Source organism: Novosphingobium hassiacum (genome assembly GCF_014196055.1).
GTDB lineage: Bacteria > Pseudomonadota > Alphaproteobacteria > Sphingomonadales > Sphingomonadaceae > Novosphingobium > Novosphingobium hassiacum.
Map to the genome: position 1 here is coordinate 70,270 of NZ_JACICY010000010.1, position 23,581 is coordinate 93,850.

General features: G+C 61.5%; 22 protein-coding genes and 1 pseudogene. 14 read left to right on the forward strand and 9 right to left on the reverse strand.

What is annotated here, in order from left to right:
• The first annotated feature begins 22 nt into the window (after positions 1 to 22).
• The 5 genes from GGQ88_RS17055 to GGQ88_RS17075 are packed head-to-tail and all read left to right on the forward strand — an operon-like array spanning position 23 to position 4,576.
• Positions 23 to 430: a Zn-ribbon domain-containing OB-fold protein gene (locus GGQ88_RS17055; protein WP_183614659.1), complete on the forward strand. Its 408-nt coding sequence runs from the start codon at positions 23 to 25 to the stop codon at positions 428 to 430.
• 21 nt (positions 431 to 451) lie between these two features.
• A complete protein-coding gene (locus tag GGQ88_RS17060; RefSeq protein WP_183614660.1) occupies positions 452 to 1,618 on the forward strand; it encodes a lipid-transfer protein in 1,167 nt (388 codons plus the stop codon).
• 1 nt (position 1,619) lies between these two features.
• Entirely contained in the window at positions 1,620 to 2,351 is a 732-nt protein-coding gene (locus GGQ88_RS17065; protein ID WP_183614661.1) for a nitroreductase, read from the forward strand.
• Positions 2,348 to 3,862 (forward strand): class I adenylate-forming enzyme family protein, encoded by a 1,515-nt coding sequence (locus GGQ88_RS17070; protein WP_183614662.1) that lies wholly within the window; start codon positions 2,348 to 2,350, stop codon positions 3,860 to 3,862. The genes GGQ88_RS17065 and GGQ88_RS17070 overlap by 4 nt, the downstream gene beginning before the upstream one ends.
• A gap of 24 nt (positions 3,863 to 3,886) precedes the next feature.
• Complete coding sequence (locus GGQ88_RS17075; protein WP_183614663.1) at positions 3,887 to 4,576, forward strand: glutathione S-transferase family protein; 690 nt, start codon at positions 3,887 to 3,889, stop codon at positions 4,574 to 4,576.
• A gap of 68 nt (positions 4,577 to 4,644) precedes the next feature.
• Here the strand turns inward: GGQ88_RS17075 and GGQ88_RS17080 are convergent, their stop codons facing one another.
• The 4 genes from GGQ88_RS17080 to GGQ88_RS17095 all read right to left on the reverse strand — a co-directional run bounded on the left by GGQ88_RS17080 (position 4,645) and on the right by GGQ88_RS17095 (position 9,912).
• Complete coding sequence (locus GGQ88_RS17080; RefSeq protein ID WP_183614664.1) at positions 4,645 to 5,160, reverse strand: nuclear transport factor 2 family protein; 516 nt, start codon at positions 5,158 to 5,160, stop codon at positions 4,645 to 4,647.
• Between the two features lie 24 nt (positions 5,161 to 5,184).
• The gene (locus GGQ88_RS17085) at positions 5,185 to 5,982 is read right to left on the reverse strand and encodes an SDR family oxidoreductase (protein WP_183614665.1); all 798 of its coding nucleotides are present in this window, start codon (positions 5,980 to 5,982) and stop codon (positions 5,185 to 5,187) included.
• Between the two features lie 108 nt (positions 5,983 to 6,090).
• Positions 6,091 to 6,393, reverse strand: coding sequence for an NIPSNAP family protein (locus GGQ88_RS17090; RefSeq protein WP_183614666.1), 303 nt, complete (start codon positions 6,391 to 6,393; stop codon positions 6,091 to 6,093).
• A 27-nt stretch (positions 6,394 to 6,420) separates the two neighbouring features.
• Complete coding sequence (locus GGQ88_RS17095) at positions 6,421 to 9,912, reverse strand: indolepyruvate ferredoxin oxidoreductase family protein (RefSeq protein ID WP_183614667.1); 3,492 nt, start codon at positions 9,910 to 9,912, stop codon at positions 6,421 to 6,423.
• A gap of 232 nt (positions 9,913 to 10,144) precedes the next feature.
• Between GGQ88_RS17095 and GGQ88_RS17100 the strand changes: the two genes are divergently transcribed.
• Positions 10,145 to 11,224 carry a CaiB/BaiF CoA transferase family protein gene (locus tag GGQ88_RS17100; RefSeq protein WP_183614668.1) on the forward strand — a complete coding sequence of 360 codons (1,080 nt, stop codon included), beginning with the start codon at positions 10,145 to 10,147 and terminating at the stop codon, positions 11,222 to 11,224.
• 59 nt (positions 11,225 to 11,283) lie between these two features.
• Here the strand turns inward: GGQ88_RS17100 and GGQ88_RS17105 are convergent, their stop codons facing one another.
• Together GGQ88_RS17105 and GGQ88_RS17110 are read right to left on the reverse strand one after the other, a co-directional pair.
• Entirely contained in the window at positions 11,284 to 12,090 is an 807-nt protein-coding gene (locus GGQ88_RS17105; protein ID WP_183614669.1) for an IclR family transcriptional regulator, read from the reverse strand.
• A gap of 176 nt (positions 12,091 to 12,266) precedes the next feature.
• Positions 12,267 to 13,271 (reverse strand): zinc-dependent alcohol dehydrogenase family protein, encoded by a 1,005-nt coding sequence (locus GGQ88_RS17110; protein WP_183614670.1) that lies wholly within the window; start codon positions 13,269 to 13,271, stop codon positions 12,267 to 12,269.
• A gap of 218 nt (positions 13,272 to 13,489) precedes the next feature.
• Here GGQ88_RS17110 and GGQ88_RS17115 point away from each other — a divergent pair, with 218 nt between their 5' ends.
• From GGQ88_RS17115 to GGQ88_RS17140, 6 genes are all read left to right on the forward strand, one after another.
• Positions 13,490 to 14,524: a helix-turn-helix transcriptional regulator gene (locus GGQ88_RS17115; RefSeq protein ID WP_183614671.1), complete on the forward strand. Its 1,035-nt coding sequence runs from the start codon at positions 13,490 to 13,492 to the stop codon at positions 14,522 to 14,524.
• A gap of 128 nt (positions 14,525 to 14,652) precedes the next feature.
• Complete coding sequence (locus tag GGQ88_RS17120; protein WP_343057262.1) at positions 14,653 to 15,126, forward strand: VOC family protein; 474 nt, start codon at positions 14,653 to 14,655, stop codon at positions 15,124 to 15,126.
• Positions 15,123 to 16,523 (forward strand): FAD-linked oxidase C-terminal domain-containing protein, encoded by a 1,401-nt coding sequence (locus GGQ88_RS17125; RefSeq protein ID WP_183614673.1) that lies wholly within the window; start codon positions 15,123 to 15,125, stop codon positions 16,521 to 16,523. The genes GGQ88_RS17120 and GGQ88_RS17125 overlap by 4 nt, the downstream gene beginning before the upstream one ends.
• Before the next feature lie 129 nt (positions 16,524 to 16,652).
• Positions 16,653 to 18,095, forward strand: a complete 1,443-nt coding sequence (locus GGQ88_RS17130) for an aromatic ring-hydroxylating oxygenase subunit alpha (protein ID WP_183614674.1) — start codon at positions 16,653 to 16,655, stop codon at positions 18,093 to 18,095.
• 196 nt (positions 18,096 to 18,291) lie between these two features.
• The gene (locus GGQ88_RS17135; protein WP_183614675.1) at positions 18,292 to 19,446 is read left to right on the forward strand and encodes an acyl-CoA dehydrogenase family protein; all 1,155 of its coding nucleotides are present in this window, start codon (positions 18,292 to 18,294) and stop codon (positions 19,444 to 19,446) included.
• Positions 19,447 to 19,456: 10 nt separating this feature from the next.
• Positions 19,457 to 20,200, forward strand: a complete 744-nt coding sequence (locus GGQ88_RS17140; protein WP_183614676.1) for an alpha/beta fold hydrolase — start codon at positions 19,457 to 19,459, stop codon at positions 20,198 to 20,200.
• Between the two features lie 29 nt (positions 20,201 to 20,229).
• Here the strand turns inward: GGQ88_RS17140 and GGQ88_RS17145 are convergent, their stop codons facing one another.
• Genes GGQ88_RS17145 through GGQ88_RS17155 form a run of 3 tightly spaced genes read right to left on the reverse strand, consistent with a single transcriptional unit; the run spans position 20,230 to position 22,459 of the window.
• Positions 20,230 to 20,550: a DUF4286 family protein gene (locus GGQ88_RS17145; RefSeq protein WP_183614677.1), complete on the reverse strand. Its 321-nt coding sequence runs from the start codon at positions 20,548 to 20,550 to the stop codon at positions 20,230 to 20,232.
• 14 nt (positions 20,551 to 20,564) lie between these two features.
• Complete coding sequence (locus tag GGQ88_RS17150) at positions 20,565 to 21,674, reverse strand: Gfo/Idh/MocA family protein (RefSeq protein ID WP_183614678.1); 1,110 nt, start codon at positions 21,672 to 21,674, stop codon at positions 20,565 to 20,567.
• A 5-nt stretch (positions 21,675 to 21,679) separates the two neighbouring features.
• Entirely contained in the window at positions 21,680 to 22,459 is a 780-nt protein-coding gene (locus GGQ88_RS17155) for an SDR family oxidoreductase (protein WP_183614680.1), read from the reverse strand.
• 190 nt (positions 22,460 to 22,649) lie between these two features.
• Between GGQ88_RS17155 and GGQ88_RS17160 the strand changes: the two genes are divergently transcribed.
• Both GGQ88_RS17160 and GGQ88_RS21375 read left to right on the forward strand, forming a co-directional pair.
• Entirely contained in the window at positions 22,650 to 23,396 is a 747-nt protein-coding gene (locus tag GGQ88_RS17160; RefSeq protein ID WP_183614681.1) for an electron transfer flavoprotein subunit beta/FixA family protein, read from the forward strand.
• An 82-nt stretch (positions 23,397 to 23,478) separates the two neighbouring features.
• Positions 23,479 to 23,581, forward strand: a pseudogene (locus GGQ88_RS21375) (electron transfer flavoprotein subunit alpha/FixB family protein); the annotation flags it as partial.

The window sequence follows — 23,581 nt, forward strand, 5'->3', positions numbered from 1 at the left end:
TCACCTTTGGGATAAACATACCATGACCAATGCAGAAGGCCGGGGCCACAACGCGCCCTGTTCCAACCGGGATTTCGATTTCTTCTATCAAGGGCTCGAGAACGAACAGCTGCTCGTTCAGCGCTGCACCGGCTGCGGCACCTTGCGTAGCCTGCCCTCGCCTGGCTGCGAGGCCTGTGCCTCGCTCGAATGGGAGCCAGTGGAGCTCGCCGGAGATGGCGAAATCTACAGCTACGTCGTCCACCACCACCCGCCGCTGCCCGGTTTTGCCTCACCCCACCCCATCGCGTTGGTCATCATGGGCGAAGGCGTGCGCGTTCTTGGGGCCATGGACGGGACAGATCCTTCCGACGTCAAGATCGGTGGCCGCGTGAAGGCCGAATTCCTGCGCCGCGATACTGTCGCAGCGTTCCGCTTCCGCGCACTCTGACCTGCTGATCTGGAAAAACCCATGACAACCATTTCAAACAAGACCGCCATCGCCGGCTATGGCGCCACCGAGTTTTCCAAGAACAGCGGGCGCAGCGAATTGCGCCTTGCAGTCGAGGCAACATTGGGCGCGCTGGCCGACGCTGGCATCGATCCTTCCGAAGTCGACGGCATGTCGACATTCTCGATGGACAACAACAGCGAACAGGAGATCGCCCGCGCGATCGGCGCGAAGGACCTGAAGTTCTTCACGCGCATTCCGCAGGGCGGCGGCGGCACGCTTGGGCCGGTGCAGCAGGCCGCGATGGCCATCACCACCGGAATCGCCGACGTTGTGGTCGTCTATCGCGCGATGAACGAACGTTCGGAATACCGTTTCGGGCAGCCGATGCATTCGCTGCCGCCGACCAGCGACAACGTTATTTTCGCCTATCATGGCGCCGCCGGGCTGATGACGCCTGCCGCCATGATCGGTCTGATGATGCGGCGCTACATGCACGAGACCGGCGCAACCAGCCTCGATTTTGCGAACTATGCCGTGCTCGCGCGCAAGTACGCCTCGACCAATCCCAACGCCTTCTACTATGGCAAGCCGATCACCGTCGAGGATCACCAGAACTCGCGCATGGTGGCCGATCCGTTGCATCTGCTCGACTGCTGTCAGGAAAGCGATGGCGGCGTCGCCCTCGTGATCGTCAGTGCCGAGCGGGCGCGCGATTTGCGCCAGAAGCCGGTCTACATCCGCGCCGCTGCGCAAGGATCGCCCAAGGGCACTGTCAGCCTCGGCGGTTTCTACAAGGACAACATCTGGCCGTTCGACGAGTGCGCGGCCGCCGCGCGCCAGCTTTATGCGCAATCCGGCATGTCGCCCCAGGATCTCGATGCTGCCATCATCTACGATCACTTCGGCCCATCAGTCTTCCCCGGACTAGAAGCCTATGGTTTCTGTAAGAAGGGCGAAGCCAAGGACTTCGTCAAGGACGGCCATCTCGAAATCGGCGGGAAGCTGCCGATCAACATGCACGGCGGACAGTTGGGCGAAGCCTATATTCACGGCATGAACGGCGTGGCCGAGGCGGTCCGCCAGCTTCGCGGCACGGCGGTCAACCAGGTCCCGGGCGCGCGCAACATGCTCGTAACCGCCGGCAGCGGACTGCCGACCAGCTCGGCCATTCTCGGAGTCGATTGAAATGCCCTCAACGGAACGTCGCAAACCTCAATCCGCCCTTGTTCCTGCTGCCGATGTGCTCTCCACCTTGCTGGTAGAGCGCTTCAGCTGCCGGGCATACCGCCCCGATGCGGTCCCGCACGATACCATCGCCACGATGCTCTCGATCGCGCAGAACGCCGCGTCATGGTGCAACAGCCAGCCCTGGCAGGTCCATGTTACCGAAGGTGCCGCAACCGAACGCCTGCGCGAGGCCATGTTTGCCGCAGCGATGGCCGACGCCTCATCCGGGCGCATGTCGTCGCAGTCGGACCTGCCGTTTCCCGAGAACTACGCCGGCGTCTACAAGGAGCGTCAGCGCGAGGTTGCCTGGCAGCTTTACGAGGCAGTCGGCGTTGCCCAGGGGGACCGGGTCGCTTCGGCCAAGCAGACGCTTGAGAACTTCCGCCTGTTCGGCGCGCCCCACGCGCTGGTGATCACCACCGAAAAGAGCATCGGCACGTACGGCGTGCTCGATTGCGGCAGTTATCTCGGCACCCTGCTCCTTGCTGCGCAGAGCCTTGGCATCGGCATGATTCCGCAGGCCGCATTTGCCAACTACTGTCCACTGCTGCGCGAGTTCTTCGGTATTCCCGAGAATCGCGACATCGTCTGTGGTGCGTCGTTCGGCTGGCCCGACATGGACCATCCGGCCAACAACTTCCGTTCACGCCGGGCCGTTCAGGCGGACACGGTCACTTGGGTTGCCGAATGAGCCAGACTGCCAGCATCACGCTGAGCGGCAATGTCGCGACCTACGGAGCCGGGCCTGAAGCGGGCGCTCCCCATTTCAGCCGGATGTATACCCCGTACATCTGGTTCGCGCAGATTGCCGACCGTAATCCGGACCGGGTCGCCCTGACCCGGCCGGACGGGCAGCTGACCTATCGCGAACTGAATGACATGACCCGCGCCTTTGCCCGCGGCCTGACGCGGCATGGCGCAAGACATGGCGAAGCGATCGGCGTCGCTTGTGGCAACCGTTGGGAACTGGCTCCCCTGTTCCTTGCCGCCTCGGCCATCGGCGTGTCGTTCACGGCCTTCAATCCGATGCTGACTGCACATGAACTGGCCTACCAGATCGGAGAACTGCGGCCGCGCCTGCTGCTGGGCGAAGGCCACACAACGCTCGAAGGTCTGCTCGACGCTGACGACGGCCAGTCGATCGAGCCGACCGGTGACGAGTGGGGACCGCTGATGGTGCGATTTTCCTCGGGCACCACCGGCAAGCCCAAGGCCATGGTCAGCAGCCAGCGTGCGCAGCTTGAAAATTACCGGTTGATGATGGCGATGCTGGACATGCGCGCGGGCGATGTCCACCTCGTCACGGGGCCTCTGGGCCACGCCGCGCTTCACGCCGGCCTGCCGCAATTGCTCGCAGGGGGAACCGTCACCCTGATGGGGCGGTTCGACAAGGCCTGTTTCTGGGACGATTGCGCCGAACATGGCGCGACCAATGCCCTTGTCGTGCCAACGATGCTCTCGGGCGCACTCGACCATCCGGGCGAAGCGCCACAATTGCGGCGTATACTGTCAACGGCAGCCACGCTCGCGCCCGGCTTGAAACAGCGTTTTGCCGAGCGGTTTCCCCATGTCGGTCTGGTCGAAGCCTACGGCGCCTCGGAATTCGGCTATGTCTCGGCCCTTATGCCGGATGAGCAGGCAACACACCCACGCTCTGTCGGCAGGCCGCTGCCGGGGCAGGACGTCGCGATCTTCGACGATGATGGCCAACCTTGCCAGGTCGATACTGTCGGCACCATACACGTGCGCAGCCCGGAACTGATCACCCGCCATGTCGGTTCGGTTCGCCCTGAACCAACGCCCGCTGAAAGTCGCGGGCAAGGATGGCTGACATCCGGCGATCTCGGCTATTTCGACGAAGACGGATACCTCTACATCAGCGACCGCCGGGCCGATCTGATCGTCTCGGGCGGCCTCAACGTCTATCCGGCAGAAGTCGAGGCGGTCTTGCTCGAAGTCGCTGGCACACGCGAAGCAGCGGTCGTGGGCATTCCCGACAGCCACTGGGGCCATCGCGTGGTTGCCTATGTCGATTCAGATGCAGACAGCGATGCCATGCTCGCGCTCTGTGCCGAGCGACTGGCGAAGTACAAGGTGCCACGCGCGATCCACAATGTCGGCCCCTTGCCGCGCACCAGCAGCGGCAAGACCTCGCGCATGCTCGCCCGAAAGATGGTCGAAGAGGGATCTTTCCCGGTTTGACGTCTGCTTGAAAGCGATTCCGCCATGATCACCCTGCACCATTCACCAACGACGCGATCCTTCCGGATCAAGTGGCTGCTGGAAGAGCTTGGCGTGCCTTATCATGAGGAAGTGCGCAGCTTCTACAACATGGAGCGGCACGATCCCGCCTACCAGAAGGTCAACCCGATCGGCTCTTTCCCGACATTCGAGGACGACAGCCTCGTCCTGACGGAGTCGGGCGCCATCATCAATCACATCCTGCGCCACCATGGGCGTGGGTGCTTCCGTCCCGAGGCAAACAGCCGCGAAGAAGCGCAGGTCGATGAATGGATGTACTGGTCCGAGGGGCTCTTTGCCGTGCACCAGCGCATTTTCTGGGATCATTGCGCCCCGCCGCCCGGCTGCATTCTCGATCCCGTCCCCAGTGTGGGCGAGGAAGCGCGCAGGCAGGCGATCCGTTATGCGGCCATGCTGGAAACGGCCTTGCGCGAAGACGGATGGATGGTGGGCGACACCTTGACCGGCGCTGACTTCATGCTCTGCTTCCCACTGTTCCTCGCCAATCTCTACGGCTGGTTCGAAACACTGCCCCGTATCGCCGCCTACGTTGGCCGAATCGCGGCGCGTCCTGCCTTTCAGCGCGCCATTGCCGATACGGTCGTCTGCATGACTGAAATGCGTAAAGGCACGCCCGAATATCCCAGCTTCCGCGGGACCGAGACCCTGGCGTAGTGTCGCCAGGCTGACTGGCAGGACAGGTCGCATGCCCATCCTGCCAGTGCCAAGCTGATTCAGCCCGCCTACTGCGATATCGCGTCGAAATAGCGCACGCGGCCGGCCAACCTCTCTTCTCGTAGCGCATTGACCGGCAACTGGAATTTCACGCCCGGCACGGTTTCGTTGACAAGAGGATTGCCGCCCCACCAGATGATCCGGCATACCCGGCTGGAAATGCGCCAGCCCTTGGCAGTGCGCACAAGGACGTCGTCGTACCAGCCCGTGCCTTCCCAGAAATCACCCCCGGCAAGGCCCCGGCGGATCAACCGCCAAGTCGCGTAAGTCAGCGCATTGGCCTTGTCGCTGTCCACATGCACCAGATGGTTCATCATCGTGTGCTGCGTTCCGTCAAACGGATCATGATAACCGGCAAAGTCCGACTTCAGGGTCGCCAGATCGCGCCAATGCGAAGTTTCGCTGTAATCAGCGTCGACGTCCTCGGTGAATATCTGGTCAAACAACTCCCAGCCCTGGGTATCGACCGCAAAACCATAGAGGTTGACCACGCGGTTGATGGCGCTTTCGTCTTCGGTGTTCATAATGTTCTCCTCTCCCACTTGCGTTCAGTAGGGCGTACCGACAAGACCGCCATCGACCATGATCAGCTGTCCGGTGATGTAGCTTGCACGCGTCGAGCACAGGAAAGCGACTGCAGCGCCCATTTCCTCGGACGTGCCCTGGCGGCCAAGGGGAATGGTTCGGTCGAGGGCAGTCGCGGCCGCCGCAGGGTCTTGCCCCTGTTCACGGGCCAACTCACCCATCCACGCAACTGCCATATCGGTTGCGATGAAGCCGGGCGCGATGGTGTTTACGGTGATGCCATAGACCCCAAGTTCGTTCGACAGGGATTTGCTGAGCGCTGCCGCCGCTGCACGGGTGACATTGTCAACCAGTAGCGGGATCTGCCAGTGCGGCTTCTTCACGCAGAAGGAGCCGATGGTCACGATGCGTCCCCAGCCCCGGGCCTTCATGGCGGGCACCGTCGCCTTGGCAAGATGCACCGCGCTTACTACCAGCAGATCATAGCCCTCGCGGAAATCCTGCGGCTGCGCCGTATCGAAATTGAGCCGGGCCGTGCCATAGACATTGGCGATGACGATATCGGGCTCGCTGCCCAAACGCGCCTTGCACTGGGCAACGGCCCCGGCAATCGCATCAGGATCGGTCATGTCGGCGGAAAGACCTTCCGCTATCCCGCCGACGGCGCGGATTGCAGCTACCGTTTCGTCGATCGCATCCTGCGTCCGGGCGACGACCATCACGCGGGCGCCCTCGCGGGCAAGCTCCTCGGCGGCAGCACGGCCCATGCCCTTGCTGCCCCCGCTTACCAGAGCCACCTTGCCAGTCAGTCCGAAATCCATTCCCCGTTCTCCACCATTTTTTACAATGTCGGAGCGTAGAGAGCTTCCAGGATAAGGCGTTGCTTTGCCATGCGCAGTTTCACGCCTGCTGGTGCAATACGCCGGATTTCAGAGGTAATCCGTATTGGCCATCACCGCGATGGACTCGGTCTCGACAAGCTCGGCCATAGGTTCGAGAATGCGTAGCCCTTCGGCTTCTGCGCAGGCAACAAGACCGCGCTCGACATCGGCAAACTCACCCAATTCCCAGATATGGATGATCTTGCGGAAGTCCCCCGTTACCGGCTGCAACGCCTGCACCAGCTTCCACCCATGTTTGGCCATGTACGGTGAAAGCTCACGCATCATGCTGGAGTATTCAGGCAGCTTGCCAAGCCGCACTGTCACTTCGGTATAAATGGAATATGCCATTTCGCGTCTTCCCGGTAAATTGTCGCGCTATGCCAACGCTGGCGTGGCTGCTTGCAGCTGGCTTGCAGCCGGATCCCTGAATTCAGCCAACAAATCGGCTTTGATCTTCTGGTATTGCTCGAACGCAGCATGCTTGACCGGGCCATAGCCGCGCACTTCCTGCGCGGCGCCAGCCAGTTCGATAGCCGTTGCCAGATTGCGCGCATCGAGGCCTTGCAAAACCTCTTCCATTATCTGCCGGTAATCGGCGATAAGGCCGCGCTCCATGCGGCGCTCTGCCATGTAGCCAAGCGGGTCGAACGGCGTACCGCGCAAGCCCTTGAATTTGGCGAGCACACGGAACACGGGCAGCATCCAGCCACCGATTGCGCGCTTCTTCGGCCGTCCGTTGGCGTCCTTGCCGCTGAACAGCGCGGCCGAAGCCAGATGGAACGTCAGCTTCAGATCGCCGTCGAACTGGTCGCGCAGCCGCTGCTCGAAAGCAGGATCGGCATAAAGACGCGCGACTTCATATTCGTCCTTGTAGGCCATCAGGCGCGCCAGCGTGATCGCGATCTCGCGAACGAGAAGATCACCCCCCGCAAGCTTGCGCGAGGCCACTACCGATTGCGCGCGCGCAACGAAGTCGGTGTACTGCGCGGCATAGGCGACGTTCTGATAAGCGGTAAGCAGCTTGGTACGGCTGGCGATGATCTCGTCCACCGACATGTCCGCCAGACTGACTGGCGGCTGCGCGATGATGCGCGAAAGCTCTTCCGGTGCCACGGCGGCAAGCCGGCCAACAGCGAAGATACGCAGATTGCCCTTCACGAACGTGCCGTTGAGCCTGATCGCCTCTTCGAGCGACGCTACCGACACAGGCAGTAGCCCCTTCTGCGCGGCATAGCCGAGCATAAGCACGTTGGTGCCGATGCTGTCGCCCATGATCGCGGTCGAAAGGCCGCTCGCGCGCAGGCTGAACAGCTCGCCATCCTTCAGGGCAGTGCCAACCGCCTTGAGCAAAGCAGCGTCGTCGAAGCTTGCATCGCGATTGGTCTGGAAATCGCCGGTTGGGCTGATGTCGAGATTGACGATCGCCTTCGATCGCCCCGGTTCCAGCGTCTTGAGCACGTCCTGGCTAGATCCGACGATGGCGTCGCAGGCCAGGAGAACATCGGCATGCCCGAAGGTCAGACGTGTGGAGCTGAGCGCATCCGGGCTTGCGGCGACGCGGATGTGCGATGTTACCGCGCCACCCTTCTGCGCCATGCCGGTCAAGTCGAGCACGGTGCAACCCTTGCCTTCGATGTGCGCGGCCATGCCGACCAACGCCCCCACTGTCAGCACGCCGGTGCCACCGACGCCCGCCACGATCATGGCAAAGGGATCATCGACCCCTACCACCGCAGGCTGTGGCAGTTCGGCCAACATCGCTTCGAGCCGCGTTGTGTCACCCGCAACGCGCGTGGCAACTTTCGCGCCCTTCACCGTGACGAACGAGGGGCAGAAGCCCTTTACGCAACTGAAATCCTTGTTGCAGGTCGATTGATCGATGCGGCGCTTGCGACCGAGTTCTGTTTCCAGCGGCGTGATCGAGATGCAGTTGGACTGAATGGAACAGTCGCCACACCCCTCGCAAACATCCTGATTGATGAACACGCGCTTGTCAGGATCAACCAGCTTGCCACGCTTGCGGCGGCGGCGCTTTTCGGTGGCGCAGGTCTGTTCGTAGACGATCGCCGAAACGCCGGTCGTTTCGCGTAAGTCGCGCTGAACGGCATCAAGCTCGTCGCGATGCAGCACTTTCACGCCCTTGGGCAACTGGGCAGAGGCGTACTTTTCCGGCTCGTCCGACAGGAGGACAACCGGGCTGACGCCTTCTGAAACCACCTGATTGACCATGTCTATCGGTGAAATGTGCATTTCCACCGGCTGCCCGCCGGTCATTGCCACGGCATCGTTGTACAAGAGCTTGAAGGTTACGCGCGTACCAGCAGCAACCGCTGCGCGGATCGCGAGGATGCCCGAATGCGAATAGGTGCCGTCCCCCATGTTCTGGAACATGTGGCCTTCCTCGACGAACGGCTCGACCGCCAGCCAAGGCATTGCCTCGCCGCCCATGTTGACCGGCAGCATGGTGCGGCGTTCGGGCATCACATAGGCCGCCAGACCCTGACAGCCGACCGCAGCCATCGCCTTGCTGCCTTCGGGCACCTTGGTGCTGGTATTGTGCGGGCAGCCCGAACAATAGAACGCTGGCCGCACACGACCACTGCCATAAAGTGCCGCCTCGATCTCGAGCCCGGCAAAGCGCCTGCCTGCCGCCTGCATCGCTTCATCAGCCAGGCCGAGTTCGCGCAGGACCACGAGCAGCGCCTTGCGGATCAGCGCAGGGTTGAGCTCGCCCACTTCGGATAGCAGCGGCGCCCCCGTGAGCGAACGTTTGCCGATGATCGCCGGGCGCTTGTCCGCATCCACCGCATAGAGCAGGCGGGCGAGCTGGTCTTCGATGACCGGACGCTTTTCCTCGATCGAGAAAACCGCCTTGTAGCCCGTGGCGAAGCCGGCAGCGCCCTCGGGTTCCAGTGGCCAGATCAGGCCCGGCTTCCACAGGCCGATGCCAAGCTGGCGGCAGCGCTCCTCGGTCAACCCCAGGTCGGAAAGCGCCTGCCGCAGATCGAGATAGGCTTTGCCTGCCGCCACCAGTCCCAGTTGCCGCTGCGCAGGCGCAATCACCACACGATCGATCGCGTTGGCCCGGACGAAGGCCTGCACGGCAGGCAGACGGTGCTGGACGGTCAGCGCTTCAAGCTCAAGCGGCGCGGGCGTGTAGCGCACATTGAGTCCACCGGACGGCATCGGAAAATCCGGCCGTACGAACTGGCGCTGGAAATCGGGCAGTTCGATCGATGCCGTGAGGTCGAGTGTATCGGTAATGCACTTCAACCCGGCATAGGCACCGCTGAAGCGCGACATTTCCCAGCCATAGATGCCGAACGACAGGATTTCATCGATCGTCGAGGGATAGAGCACCGGAATCATACCGGCGATCAGCGTGTGTTCGGATTGATGCGCACTGGCCGAGGACTTGCCGCCATGATCGTCACCGGCAACCACCAGCACGCCGCCCGAGGCCGACGCGCCTTCAAGATTGCCGAGCTTGAGCGCCTCGCAGGCACGGTCGACGCCAAGCCCCTTGCCGTACCAAAGTCCGAAAACGCCCTGGTATTTCGACTCCCCGAACCACGCCAGTTCCTGCGTGCCGCGCACAGCGGTGGCCGCCAGTTCTTCGTTCAGCCCCGGCACGAAACGGATGTCGTGCGCGTCCAGCTCCTTCTGCGCGGCCCAAAGCGCGGCGTCGTAAACGCCAAGTGGCGAACCGCGGTAGCCCGAGATGTAGCCTGCCGTCTTAAGCCCAGCCGCGCGGTCCCGCTTGGCCTGGTCCATCGGCAAACGCACAAGTGCCTGATTGGAAGAGAGAAACACCCTTCCTGAGCTTAGTTCGTACTTGTCGGCGAGGGAGATCACAGTCTTCGTCATCGCAGCATTACCATATCGCTTGAGGGCAGCCGGACCGTACCGTGCACTGCAAGAGTGCCATGCACCGACCGGACAGCCAGTAAGAATGCTAGATGGAGGCGGGGACGCCCTTGCGCCACCCCGATTGCTCCTGTGGACCAGCGCCCTTGCAATTACCGGAAACTGTGGCCGGGTGCATTGTGCATATAGAAGGTCGCGCAGCTGGTCTGCGGACTGATTTGGGAGAAGCAGAATGGCAAGCGGGCCGTTGGTTGGAATCAAAGTCGTTGAATTTGCTGGCCTCGGGCCGGGCCCTTTTGCCGGAATGTTGCTGTCCGATCTGGGCGCCGAAGTGATCGAGATTGCGCGTGAAGGTACTCCGCCCCCACCCGCCATTCGTGGCGACGCGCGCGGTCGCAAGCGCATCTGCCTTAATCTCAAGTCGCCAGAAGCAGTCGAAACCTGCCTCAGTCTGATCGAAAAAGCTGATCTCGTCTTCGAAGGCAATCGTCCCGGCGTCATGGAACGGTTGGGCCTCGGCCCCGATGTCATGCTCGCGCGTAACCCCGCGCTAGTCTATGGGCGCATGACTGGTTGGGGCCAGAGCGGTCCCCTCGCCCACGCCGCCGGACACGACATCAACTACCTCGCCATTACCGGTCTGCTTCACGCGATCGGCCCGGCAGAGCGCCCGGTGCCGCCACTGAACCTCGGTGCCGACTACGGCGGCGGGTCGATGTTCCTCGTGGTCGGCGTGCTTTCGGCGCTGATCAGCGCGAAGGCTACCGGCAAGGGGCAGGTCGTGGATGCGGCGATGACCGATTGCGCCACTTATCTCGGTTCGCTGTTCCACAACTTCTATACGGCTGGCGCCTGGGAAGACCGGCGCGAGGCGAACCTGCTTGATGGCGGTGCGCCGTTCTACGGCAATTACGAATGCGCCGACGGCCGCTTCGTCGCCATCGGGTCGATCGAACCGCAGTTCTATCAACTGCTTCTCGAAAAGACCGGCGCCGCAGACCGCCTGCCTCACAAGCAAATGGACAAAAAGAGCTGGCCGGAAATGCGCGAGATCCTGCGCGAGGTCTTCCTGACGAAGACGCGCGATGAATGGTGCCAGATCATGGAAGGCACCGACGTCTGCTTCGCCCCGGTTCTGAACCTGGCCGAAGCGCGTGAGCACCCGCACCAGATCGAACGCCGCGTCTTCACCGAATCAGGCGGCGTCGTCCAGGTTGCACCGGCACCCCGTTTCTCGCAGACGCCCGGTGCGATCCAATGGGCACCGTCCGACCGCGTCTGGACAGCGGAGGAAATCCTGTCGGGGTGGTAACACCCTGACGTCTTCCGACCAAAAAAAACCTTCGGGTCAGGACCTTTTCGGTCCTGACCCTAGCGCTGCGCTAGCCAGGTGGAACCGAGTTCTTCCCGCAGGTCGACCAGCGCATCGCCGATCGAGCTGATCTCGGACCGGCCAATCTGGCCTGCGATGCGGATTGCGGAAAGGCCATAGCTCAGCCCGCCCATCGTGTCGGTCAGCACAGTTGCCACGGTCGTCACGCCCGGCGCGAAGTTCCCTTCGTCCACAGCATAGCCTGTCTGGCGACAACACTGGACTTGTCTGCAATATTCATCGGTGTCTGGCGGAATCTGCCACCGCAACTGGGCCAGCTCGTACCTGATCTGGTCATCGGAAAGGCCGAGCGCGGCCGCAAACGCACGACCTACCGCCCCGATGTAGAGCGGCAGGCGCTGCCCGATCGACATGTGAATCCGCATCGGATTGGGCGATTCGACAAAACCGGCAAGAACGATGCGGTCACGGTCGATCCGCCTCCAAAAGCCGACTGAAGCTTGGGTCCGCGAGACAAAGTCGGTCAGACTGGGAAGCAGCAGCGAAAACGTGTTCGAAGGGTCAAGCGACCGCCGTGCGAGCAAGACGGCAGCGCTGCCCAACGAGTAGCATTTGGTCCTGTTGTCGAACTGCGCATATCCTGCATCCGCAAGCTGCTTGAGGATGCGAAAGCACGAGCTAGGCGCAAAGTTGAGCTGGCGCGAGATGGCATTGACTCCCATCGGCATGGTCGCGTCCGCCAGAAACCGCAGCAAGGCCAAAGCCTGTCCGACCGTGTTGAGCTTCGTCGCCGATGTGTCCGCAAGCTCCGGCTCTACTGTGCGCAATTCGGGTACACTTCCCATGTTATTACTGCAACCTCCGGCTAACACTGCCGATTTCGTGCCCGCAAGTGGCAATGTGAGAATCACTGCTTCGGACCGTCATTCCGGAAGACAAAGGTGAAGTTGCACCACTGTCCGGTCGAGACGAAAGTCTTTGCAACCATGGATACGATTGAAAGCTAATTTTGCACCAATTGTCATGTGCATGTAATGGCGATTTTCCCGAAGTGCTGTTGCGCGGCGAAGCGTTCAAATGCTCCGGCCAGCTCTACCAGCGGGACAACGGAATCGACGACCGGGGCGATGCCGTTCTGTTCGACCGCGGCGATCATCGCTTCCTGATGGTCCCGGCTTCCCACCGTAATGCCGCCCACACGCCGGTTGGCATGGATCAGGTGAATGGGCGCAATCTGTATCGGCTTGCGGCTCAGTACGCCAACAAGGCACAGCCTGCCGCCAACCCGCAACGATTGCAGCGACTGCGAAAGGTCTCCGCCCGCCACTTCGATCAGGTGATCCACGCCGCCGTCGCAATGGCTCCGCACAGCCCGGCTCCACTCAGGATCCATGCGATCGACCACCGCGTCCGCACCCAGAGCAAGAAGGCGGTCGACCTTGTCGGGGCTGCCGCTTGTAGCAATGACCCTCGCGCCGGCAGCTTTGGCAAACTGAAGCGCGAAAATCGAAACACCGCCCGACCCTTGAACAAGCACGGTCTCGCCGGGGCGCACCGCGCCTTCCACGAACAGCGCGCGCCACGCTGTCAGACCTGCGCAAGGCAGCGTCGCAGCAGAGACCGGATCCAGACTGGCAGGCGAACGGGTGAAGCCCGATTCTTCCATGGTGACGTAGCTGGCAGCAAATCCGTCGACGTGATCGCCCCGCATCCGCGCCACGCCTTCGTTATACGCTGCACCCCTCGTCCAGTCGGGAAAGAACGTGCCCATGACACGGTCGCCCACAGCAAAGCGATCAGCGCCAGGACCGGTTGCTTCGACAATGCCGACCCCGTCGGACAGGGGAATCCGCCCGGGCGCAGTTGGTATTACCCCAGTGACGACCAGCAAATCGTGGAAATTGAGGGAGCTGGCCTCAACCCTGACGAGGATCTCGCCCGCGCCCGGTTGGCGCGCTTCCATTGCCTTGGGCGTAAGAGCAGCGATGCTTGTTTCGGCCCCGATTTCATAGCTGAGCAACCGCATTCCCTCTCCCCTTTACTGAGTTTTTCAACGACCGTTGAATGGATTTCGCCAGCGCCGAATTTAATCGGTCCCTTGACTCGTCATTTCACATAGGGAATAACCATTCCCAGAGCGATAGAAAACTTGATAAGAATCGCAAACTTTGATGCTTCATGCCGCAAAAAGACGGTCAGATATGCAAGTCGGCCGATTTTGGCAGCGATCTTGGGAGAGCGCAGATGGAAAAGCTTTTCGCCGGTTTCTCGGGCAACGCGCCGACCGTCGTATCGTCGTACGAGGCGATCACGCGTCGCGAATTTTATGATGGCGAACTGATCAGCGAGACGGGAGACTTCTCCGGCGTCGATCTTGAGAAGGCCCTCAGCTCGCCACTGTCGATCACCCGCATCACGACCAGGACCGAACTTTCGTTCCGCCGCGGTCCGCAGCATATCCGCAAGAACCGGGTCGGCCTGCGCGTGCTGTGGTTCGCGCTCACCGGATCGATCCGCATCGTCCGCGCGACGGGCACAACGGAAATTCCCGCCGGCAAGGCTGGCTTCCTCGATTCCAGCGTGCCCTTTTCCGCCAGCCTGAAACGGTCACCCGACGGCCATCACTCATCGTATCAAGTCATCATCCCGCCGGACCTGTTCATGAGCCATCTGCACGAAGCCGAACGTCTGACCGAGCCATTCAGCCTCGACACTCGCGAAGGCCACGCGGTGCGCGAATTGCTCGAAGTGCTGGCCAAGTATGGTGACCGTCTGGGCGAGAAGACCGCCGAACTCATGTCGCATTCGCTGCTCGAGGCAACGGCCGATCACCTGCGCAACAGCGGCATCGAAATGCCACGCCGCCAGAAGCTGGTGGATCGCAGGCTTTCGGACATCGAGAACTACATCAAGATGAACCTCGCCGATCCCGAGCTAAGCTACGACAAGGTCGCAATTTCGTGCGGGATTTCGCCGCGCTACCTATGCTTCCTGCTCAAGGCGAACAATACATCGTTCTCCGAACTGGTGTGGAAGAACCGCATGCCCAAAGCACGCGATTGGCTGATTTCACCCAAGACCCGCGATTATCCGATCCATGAGATTGCCTATATGTCCGGGTTCAAGAGCGCGGCCCATTTCAGCCGCATGTTCAAGGCCACTTACGGCATGCCACCGCGCGAATACCGCGCGCAGAATTCGGGCGACGGACAACTCGCAAACCATAGCGCCCACGAGTTCGTGCGCTTCACCCATGTTGAGAACCGTCAGGCGGCCTGATCGCGATTCAGGCAGGGACAAGCGACCCATCACGCCTGGACACGCTTACCGTGCGAGGAAGCGGGCCGGATTTGTCAGTCTGGACAAGTCTGGCCAGTCCCAGCCAGTAGTGCGGTGAGGAGATGCAGGTGACCCAAGAAAAGCCGTTCGATCCGTTGTGGGCGTGGGGCGAAGACGCCGAAACGCCCCGTATTCTGCACGGCATGATCAGGGTGCGTAATCTCGACGCATCGCTCCGCTTCTATTGTGACGGGTTGGGCATGAAACTGCTCGACCGGTACGATATCGAAGCCGGACGCTTTTCGATCCTGTTCCTGTCCTATGCCGGATATCGCGATGGCGAAGCGGCGCTGGAGCTCACCTGGAATTGGGATCAGGAAGCAGACTACACCCACGGCAGCGGGTACGGGCACATCGCCATTGGCGTGCCGGACGTCCCCGCGATGTGGTCGCGCCTCGGCGATTTCGGCGGTCGTCGGGGTACGGCTCCGAAGTCGCTCATGCCGGGCGCGCCGCAACTGGCTTTTGTCCATGATCCCGATGGCTACGCGATCGAACTGATCCAGACCCGGCGTGCGCCGGCAAGCGCGCTGCAGTCGTGACCGCCAGAACAGCTGGCGCGGCCTTAGACGAACTCGTAGCGCAACTCCGCAACGAATTGGGCGATAGTGGCGTTCTGACAGGTGCAGACGTGACTGCGCGCAGTTGCGATCCGTTTCTGGATGTTCCGCCTGCCGCTCCTGCTCTGCTGCGTCCGCGCACCACGGCCGAGGTCTCGCGCATCATGCAGTTGTGCCATGCCGCGAATGTACCTGTGGTGCTGCACGGTGGACGCACCGGCGTTGCCGGAGGCGCCCATGCCACCGCCGCCGAGCTGGTTATATCGCTCGAACGCATGAATCGTATCGTCGAGGTAGACCCCATCGGTGGAACGATGACGGTCGAGGCAGGCTTGGCCATCGAGACCGTGCAGCAGGAAGCCGAAAAGCACGGTCTGTTCTACCCGATCGATCTCGGATCGAAAGGGAGCGCTACGGTGGGCGGCACTATCGCCACCAATGCCGGCGGCAATCGCGTGATCCGCTGGGGAATGACGCGCCAGAACGTGCTGGGGCTCGAAGCGGTACTCGCCGACGGGACTGTGCTCGATCTGCAGAACCGGTTTCTCAAGAACAATACCGGCTACGATCTCAAGCAGCTGTTCATCGGCTCGGAAGGCACGCTGGGCATTGTCTGCAAGGCGGTCTTGCGCCTCGTCGCCAAACCGCAGACGCAGAAAGTGGCGCTCGTCTCGCTCGACAGCTACAACAGCGTCCTCGATCTGCTGGGCCGGGCCCGTGCGCTGCAGCAGCTTTCCGCATTCGAGGTGATGTGGCAGGATTACTACGCCATAGTAGCAGGCGACCCCGCCCGGCGCGTGCTCGATCCGCAAGCGCAGTTCTTCGTCCTGATCGAGGTCATGGGCAACGACGAAGCCGCAGACGAGGCTGCATTTTCGGGATTGCTCGAACGCGCGTTCGAGGACGGGTTGCTGACCGATGCCGTGCTTGCCACATCGGGCAAGCAGGCCGACGATTTATGGCGCGTGCGCGAAGGGTCGGAAATCCTTGTCCGCGAAATGGGACCGTTCATTTCCTTCGATATAAGCGTCGATATCCGCCGGGCCGACGAATTTGTGGGTAAGGTGCGTGCTGCACTGGCGCAAACCTTCGGCTTCTATCGCTCGGTCGCATTCGGCCACTTGGGCGACAGCAACATTCATATCGGCGTACACCTCGGCCCCGACACGCGTGAGCGCGGCCATGCGATTGAATGCTGCGTCTATGGCGTGCTCAAAGGCTTCGGCGGCGCGTTGACCGCCGAACACGGTATCGGCACCATGAAGCGCGAATTTCTGCCGCACCACATTTCGGCCAACGCGCTGACAACAATGAAGCATGTCCGGCAGGCGCTTGATCCGGTGCGGCTTCTCAACCGCAACGTCCTCTTCGAATCCTGACATCCTTGTCTGCACCTGGCTACCCGATTGTCTGGAATTGATAGCCGGCAACGAATTTGACCGGGATCAACACTCCCCGGACCGGAAGCAAACACCCTGCCCGCAGTGAAATACTGTGGGAGAGTAAGAATGTACAAGGATGGTATCCCCGCCCTGGGCGGTTACGGTTTCGAGACGCCCAAGGCCGTTTCCGGCACGTCTTCGGTCGGCAAACTGACCCTTGCCCAAATCCTCGCCCTCGATGGTCAGCCGGTTCCGCCGGTATTGCAACCCTCGGGCGACCCGGTGGCCATGGAGGCCATCGTGCCGTTCGAGCGCTATACCGACGCCAAGTATGTTGATCTCGAAGTCGAACACCTCTGGAAAAAGCAGTGGCAGATCGCCTGTCGCGAGGAAGACATCCCGAATGTCGGCGATCGGCTGACCTACGACATCGTCGATTCATCCTACATTATAGTGCGTTCGGCTGCTGACGAGATTAAGGCCTATCACAACTTCTGCCCGCATCGCGGACGCCGCCTGTGCGATCATGCCGAGAACCTCGAGAACTTCCGCTGCCCTTTCCATGCATGGAGCTGGAACCTGGACGGATCGCTGGAATGGGTGCCGGGCCGCGAGGATTTCCCCAGCGTTTCGGAAAGCCATCACCGGCTCTCGGAAGTGAAGGTGGGCCGCTGGGGCGGCAATGTCTTCATCAACCCCGATCCGGAATCAGCGCCGCTGGAAAAGGCTCTGGGCCCATTGCCTGCGCTGTTCGCCGATCACCCGATGGAAGAGCGCCATACCGTGGCCCATTTCCGCAAGACCGTCCGCTGCAACTGGAAGCTGACGCAGGAAGCCTTCATGGAGGGCTACCATGTGCTCGAAACGCACTGGGACGGCATGCCCTTCTTCGGATCGGCCTATACCCAGTACGACAATTGGGAAGACGGCGACAGTCACATCAATCGCCTCGTCACCCCGTCAGTCGTGCCTGACTTGTGGGTCAAGGATGCCATCTCGCCCGAAGAGAGCGCGAGGCAGTTCTGCCAGACGATGGGGCTGCCGCTACCCGAAGCAGGATCGATCAGCACATTTACCGAAGGCCGCGCCTGGTGTGCGATGCAACGACGTCTCGCACTCGAGGCGACAAGCGGTCACGATCTGTCGGACAAGCCGAACTCCTATTTCCTCGACATGACCAAGTGCTTCATGTTCCCCAATCATCATCCCTGGTGGGGCGAGGCTCTGGCCTGGTGGTACCGCTTCCTTCCGGTGGGGCGCGATCCGGGCCTGTCGATGATGGAGGTGCGCGTCACTGCCCGCACGCCCAAGGGGCAGACCGCCCCCCCACCCCCGCCCATGCTGGAACTCGGCCCTGACGACAGGACCGACGAATGCGAGGCGCTGGGCGTGGTCGGCCATATCCTGCATCAGGACATGTCGAATCTTGTCGAAATCCAGAAAGGCATGAAGGCCGCTCCACCGGCAAAAGCCTTCCTCACACTGGCGCGGTATCAGGAGTCCAACATTCAGCATTTTCATAACGTCTATCGCAAGCTGCTGAACCTCCCTGATGCCCCGTCTGGCTGATCCGGAACGGTCGGAAAAGAGCGGTATTCTGCTGTTTTGACCGGTCCGACATTGTCGCCGTCGGCAATAGGCAAAGTCCAGAAGTGCAAATTCTCTTGCATGCACCCGGAGGCAGATGGCCAAGAAACGCGTGGGGTGTGATGGAGATTGCATCACACCTCGCGCAGCGCAGGTGCCCACGCAAGCCCAGGGATGGATGACCAAGATGAGTGAAAACGCCGACGCAATCCGGGAAATCTGCGACAGCATCATTCGCAGAATCGATCGTGCCTATGTCGCCGATTGCGGCAAGCGCAACGAGTTTCCGCAGAAGCTGTGGGACATGTGGGCCGAAAGCGGCCTGCTTTCGATGGGCCTGCCCGAGGAATACGGCGGTTCGGGTGGCCATCTGACGGACATCGTCCTTGCGCTCGATATCCTGCACCAGCACGGCCTGCTGCTGCCCATCGCGGTCACCAACTTCATGTCCCGCGAGCCGCTCCTCAAGCATGCCAGCGAGGAACAGCGCCAGCGCTACCTGCCGCCGACGGCGACGGGAGAATCGTTCTTCAGCTTCGGTATTACCGAGCCTGACGCCGGCACCAACACCTTCAAGATCAAGACCACAGCGATCAGGCAGCCGGATGGCACCTTTCTGCTCAACGGCGGCAAGACCTATCAGACTGCTTTCGTCGAATCCGACAACTGCCTGCTCGTGGCGCGTACGCAGCCCTATGACCCGGCAGAGCGGACCAAGGGCATCTCGCTGTTCATCCTCGACACCAAGCTGCCCGGCATTAGCGCCACGCAGATGGATATCGGGATGTACCTGCCCGAGAAGAACTACACGACCTACTTCGATAACGTCGTGCTGCCCGCAGAATCGCTTGTCGGAGTGGAGGGCCAGGGCCTCAAGATCCTGTTCGACAGCCTCAACTCCGAACGCCTGCTCGTGGCTGGCATGAACGTTGGCCAGGCCGATTATGTGATCAAGCGCGCCGCAGAATACGCCAAGACACGCGCACCGTTCGATACGCCAATCGGCGCGTACCAGTCGATCCAGCACCCGCTGGCCCGCGCCAAGACTTATGTCGAAGCGGCGCGCACCATGCTCTACAAGGCCTGCGAGGCCTATGACCGGGGCGAAAACGCCGGCATCGAAGCCAACATGGTCAAGATCCTCTCGTCCGAAGCCTTCAAGATGGCGGCTGAAATCGCAATGACCACGTTCGGCGGTGCCGGGGTGGACGTTTCGCAGGATATCCTGCCGTTCTACATCGCTGCTCAGAACAACATGGTTGCGCCAGTGAACAACCAGATCGTCCTGAGCTTCATCGCCGAGAAGGTGCTCGGCCTGCCGAAGTCCTACTGAGGGTACGAACATGGACGAGCATGATGTAGACATGGTGCTCGTCCATGGCGGGCTTCACGGTGCCTGGTGCTGGGAACTGGTGCTGCCGGTGCTGCACCAGCTTGGCATCAGGGCATCCGCACTCGATCTTCCCGGCATGGGTCATGACCGAACGCCGCTCGATCAGGTCACGCTTGCGTCCTGTGCTGGTGCCGTTGCCTCCCACATTGGTGCCCGCAGGAACGTCATACTGGTCGGCCACAGCATGGCCGGGCCGGTTGTCAGCACATGTGCCGAGCTCATACCCGAGCGACTGCGCGGCCTTGTCTATGTCGCTTCGAACCTTGTGCCGCCAGGTAAGAGCATGCGCGAAGCCGCTGCCGAACAGCTTGACGGCGTCATGGAGGGGGTTCACGTGTCGGCCGATGGCGTGAGTTCCACCTATGAACCGCAAACCGCGATGCGCGTGTTCTATAACACGACTGACAAGGCACTTGCCGAAAGCGCTATCGCACGGCTCACGCCGCAACCGCTGCAGCCCATTGCGGTAAAGCTGGAACTGACACCCGATCGCTTTGGGTCAGTCCCCCGCGCCTATATCGAATGCCTGCAGGACAACGCGATACCCATCGCCTTCCAGCGGCAGATGCAGAAGGCTCTGCCTTGTGATCCAGTCGTGGTGATGGATTGCGACCACTCACCGTTTCTGTGCCAACCAGAGGAACTGGCCAGCAAGCTTGCGCAGATCACCGCGACCTTCCCGAAAAAGGCCTGATCTGCGCCGATTGCTGGCCGCTCGTCGGTTCAGGCTGCGCGATAGGGCGTAATCAGTTCGGCCGTGCCCATGAAAAATCGCGACATGTCGAAGGCATCGCTCAAGTGCATAGCGTCGGACCCGGCGCGTGCCAGCAGCTCCTGTTCCACAGCCGCAGGATCTTCGCAATCCAGCTCGTAGATCGCAAGATACTTCCAGTCATTGCCCGACCGGAAGCGATAACGCTCCGCACCGATCACACCGGGCACCTTGAACACATCGCCCAAGTGCACTTCGTCATACCAGCGGTTGAATTCCTCGTCCCTGTCACCGACCGGATTGGACAGGACCATCATTTTGAAGCGCGGCATCACGTTGTCCTCACCTAAAGCGTTGTAATTGCGCCGCTTGCAGCGGCCTGCTCGATCGCAGCAAGCATCCGGTGGCGCTTGACCGCCACGCCGAAATCCATGCCCGTTGGCGCCTTCCCGGACAGCGCGTCGGACAACTTGCGGTAGACCTGTGCCACATTGGTGGCGAGACCTGCGGCAGCGTCCGGCACCCAAAGATAACGTGCAGGAATGTCGAGCGGCTTCAGCTTCTTGTCCGCGCCGAAACCGCCGCTCAGCGTCAGCTCGAACATTTGCGCATGGCCGCCTGCCGCCTCGATCCGCAGATCGCCCTTCGTGCCGTTGATCTCCCAGACGAAGTTGGACCCGCGCGAAGTGCCGCCGCGATAATGCACGGTCGCCACTGCTCCGCTTTCCAGCGTGCCGCTGACCACCAACTGATCTGGCGTCCGCTTGTCCCACATCTGCCCGTTCTCAAGCTGCTTGACCTTGGGCTGGCGAATGGCCGTCAGAGCCGAAAGCGTTGTGAATTCACCAAGCGCATGACACATCGCATCGACCGCATGGCCGAAGGGGATGGTCATGAGCGTGGCGCCGTTGGCCGGGTCGAGCAAGTAAGTGTTCGGACGATCGACCCATCCACCCCACTGGATCCCGGTGCCGAACATGTTCGATGACAGCACCTCGCCGATCTCGCCGTCGTTCACCAGATCGCGCAGATAGGCGACCGGAGGCGCGCACCGGGCCTGCAGTCCGATGACGCCCTGCACCCCGGCGGCCTCCACCAAACGGGCCATTTCCTCAGCTTCGGCCAGGCCATTGCCGAGTGGCCACTCGCAGTAGACGTGCTTTCCGGCGGCGACGGCCGCGCGAACCAGTTCGAGATGATGGGGCACTTTCACGGTCACTGCCACAACATCGACATCGGCACATGCCGCCAGCTCTGCACCCGACGCAAACGCGCGATCCGCAGGCAGGCCAATCGCTTCGGCAGCCGCCAGCGCCGATTCCGTGCGTGTCGTGGCAACGGCCGCAACACGGTATTCCGGCAGGCTGTTGAGTGCGGGCACATGGGCCACTGCGGCCCAGCTACGTCCGGGCTCGAACCCGACGATGCCGACGCCGATCTGTTTCTGATTGGTCATGTCCGTCACATTCCTGCCAGCGCGCTGGTGCCGCCGCCATCGACGACGAACTGCGAACCCGTTGAAAAACTCGACTCATCGCTGGCTAGATAAAGCGCCATGTTGGCGATCTCGCGCGGCTTGCCGATGCGGCCGAGGGGCGTCATTTCCTTCAAATGCTTGTCTAGCCGATTAGAGTCCGCCTCGGTTTCACGCCAGGGGGTGAAGATGGCGGTGTCCGTCGGCCCGGGGTGGAGTGAGTTGCAGCGAATCGCGATGCCGCGACGGGCAAAGTTGATCGCGATCGATTGCGTCATCAGCTTGACCGCGCCTTTCGTGGCCGAATAGCCGCAATCGCTGGCTGTCGCCAGAATGCCTGCGTTGGACGAGATGTTGATGATCGAACCGCTCGCGCCGCCGGGATTCCCCTGCATCAGCAGGCCCCCGTGCTTGCATCCCAGCATAACGCCGGTGACGTTGATGGCGAACAAGCGGTTCCACGCATCGAGGTCGATAGTTTCAAGCGGGCCGGTGCCAAGAATGCCAGCGTTGTTGACCAGCACATCAAGCTGGCCGTGATCGGACTTGATCCGGCTCATGACGTCATTCCACTGCTCTTCGCTGGCAACATCGTGTTTGATGAAGGTTGCGCCCGTAGCCTCAGCCACGCGGGCGCCGCTGGCGTCGTTCACATCACCAAAATAGACGATCGCGCCTTCCTCTGCAAAGCGCTGGACCATCGCCTCGCCAAGACCGGACGCGCCACCCGAAATGAATGCCACCTTGCCTTCGATTCTGCCTGTCATGACTCTCTCCATGTTCTTGAATGCCTTGCGCCGTTCCGCGCTTGCCCCTTCACTGCCACAGGTTTCCCCCCGCGTTGTCGTCACACCGCAAGCATGCACCGGGAAGCAAGCTCAAAGGCGCGCGCAGGCAAGGCCAAGTGCGAGAGCGATGATATGGCGGGCATAGTCGGGATTTGTTCGGAGTACCCCCATGAAAGCCCTGGTCTGCGTGAAGCGGGTGATTGACTATAACGTGAAGCCTCGGGTGAAGGCGGACGGTTCGGGTGTTGATCTTGCCAACGTGAAAATGTCCATGAACCCGTTCGACGAGATCGCGATCGAGGAGGCCATTCGCCTGAAGGAAAAGGGCGTTGTGACCGAGATCGTGGCGGTGTCGGTTGGCGTTGCCAAGTCGCAGGAAACGCTGCGCACGGCTTTGGCGATGGGCGCGGATCGTGCGGTGCTGGTGTTGTGCGAGGATGAGGTCGAGCCGCTGGCGGTTGCCAAGATCATCGCGGGTCTTGCCAATGAAGAGGCTCCGGGCCTGATCATCACCGGCAAGCAGGCGATCGACGACGACAGCAACCAGGTCGGCCAGATGGTCGCCGCGCTGCTGGGCCGCCCGCAAGGCACGTTCGCCAACGAGATCAGCGTCGAAGGCGACGCGATCGTGGTGAAGCGCGAGATCGATGGCGGTCTGCAGACCGTGCGTCTGGCGCTGCCCGCGGTGGTCACCACCGACTTGCGCCTCAACGAGCCGCGCTATGCCTCGCTGCCCAACATCATGAAGGCCAAGTCCAAGCCCTTGGCGAACAAGACGCCTGCCGATTACGGCGTCGATGTGGCCCCGCGCCTCAAGACGATCAAGGTTATCGAACCGCCGGTGCGCAGCGCCGGGATCAAGGTCGCCGACGTCGACGCACTTGTCGCCAAGCTCAAGGAAATGGGCGTAGCCTGAGGGCAGCCCGTTTCCCTTTCCCCGCTCAGGCTGAGCTTGTCGAAGCCCGTGCGCATTGCTCTCGGGATCAGAGGATAAACAGATGAAGACTCTCGTTCTGGTCGAACACGACAACGCATCGGTCAAGGATGCCACACTCGCCGCCGTCACTGCCGCCAGCCAGTTGGGTGAAGTCACCGCGCTGG

Bases quoted from the DNA above. Each gene is read 5' to 3' on its own strand.
- GGQ88_RS17055 (WP_183614659.1), top strand. From the start codon at position 23: ATGACCAATGCAGAAGGCCGGGGCCACAACGCGCCCTGTTCCAACCGG.
- GGQ88_RS17060 (WP_183614660.1), top strand. From the start codon at position 452: ATGACAACCATTTCAAACAAGACCGCCATCGCCGGCTATGGCGCCACC.
- GGQ88_RS17065 (WP_183614661.1), top strand. From the start codon at position 1,620: ATGCCCTCAACGGAACGTCGCAAACCTCAATCCGCCCTTGTTCCTGCT.
- GGQ88_RS17070 (WP_183614662.1), top strand. From the start codon at position 2,348: ATGAGCCAGACTGCCAGCATCACGCTGAGCGGCAATGTCGCGACCTAC.
- GGQ88_RS17075 (WP_183614663.1), top strand. From the start codon at position 3,887: ATGATCACCCTGCACCATTCACCAACGACGCGATCCTTCCGGATCAAG.
- GGQ88_RS17080 (WP_183614664.1), bottom strand. From the start codon at position 5,160: ATGAACACCGAAGACGAAAGCGCCATCAACCGCGTGGTCAACCTCTAT.
- GGQ88_RS17085 (WP_183614665.1), bottom strand. From the start codon at position 5,982: ATGGATTTCGGACTGACTGGCAAGGTGGCTCTGGTAAGCGGGGGCAGC.
- GGQ88_RS17090 (WP_183614666.1), bottom strand. From the start codon at position 6,393: ATGGCATATTCCATTTATACCGAAGTGACAGTGCGGCTTGGCAAGCTG.
- GGQ88_RS17095 (WP_183614667.1), bottom strand. From the start codon at position 9,912: ATGACGAAGACTGTGATCTCCCTCGCCGACAAGTACGAACTAAGCTCA.
- GGQ88_RS17100 (WP_183614668.1), top strand. From the start codon at position 10,145: ATGGCAAGCGGGCCGTTGGTTGGAATCAAAGTCGTTGAATTTGCTGGC.
- GGQ88_RS17105 (WP_183614669.1), bottom strand. From the start codon at position 12,090: ATGGGAAGTGTACCCGAATTGCGCACAGTAGAGCCGGAGCTTGCGGAC.
- GGQ88_RS17110 (WP_183614670.1), bottom strand. From the start codon at position 13,271: ATGCGGTTGCTCAGCTATGAAATCGGGGCCGAAACAAGCATCGCTGCT.
- GGQ88_RS17115 (WP_183614671.1), top strand. From the start codon at position 13,490: ATGGAAAAGCTTTTCGCCGGTTTCTCGGGCAACGCGCCGACCGTCGTA.
- GGQ88_RS17130 (WP_183614674.1), top strand. From the start codon at position 16,653: ATGTACAAGGATGGTATCCCCGCCCTGGGCGGTTACGGTTTCGAGACG.
- GGQ88_RS17135 (WP_183614675.1), top strand. From the start codon at position 18,292: ATGACCAAGATGAGTGAAAACGCCGACGCAATCCGGGAAATCTGCGAC.
- GGQ88_RS17140 (WP_183614676.1), top strand. From the start codon at position 19,457: ATGGACGAGCATGATGTAGACATGGTGCTCGTCCATGGCGGGCTTCAC.
- GGQ88_RS17145 (WP_183614677.1), bottom strand. From the start codon at position 20,550: ATGCCGCGCTTCAAAATGATGGTCCTGTCCAATCCGGTCGGTGACAGG.
- GGQ88_RS17150 (WP_183614678.1), bottom strand. From the start codon at position 21,674: ATGACCAATCAGAAACAGATCGGCGTCGGCATCGTCGGGTTCGAGCCC.
- GGQ88_RS17155 (WP_183614680.1), bottom strand. From the start codon at position 22,459: ATGACAGGCAGAATCGAAGGCAAGGTGGCATTCATTTCGGGTGGCGCG.
- GGQ88_RS17160 (WP_183614681.1), top strand. From the start codon at position 22,650: ATGAAAGCCCTGGTCTGCGTGAAGCGGGTGATTGACTATAACGTGAAG.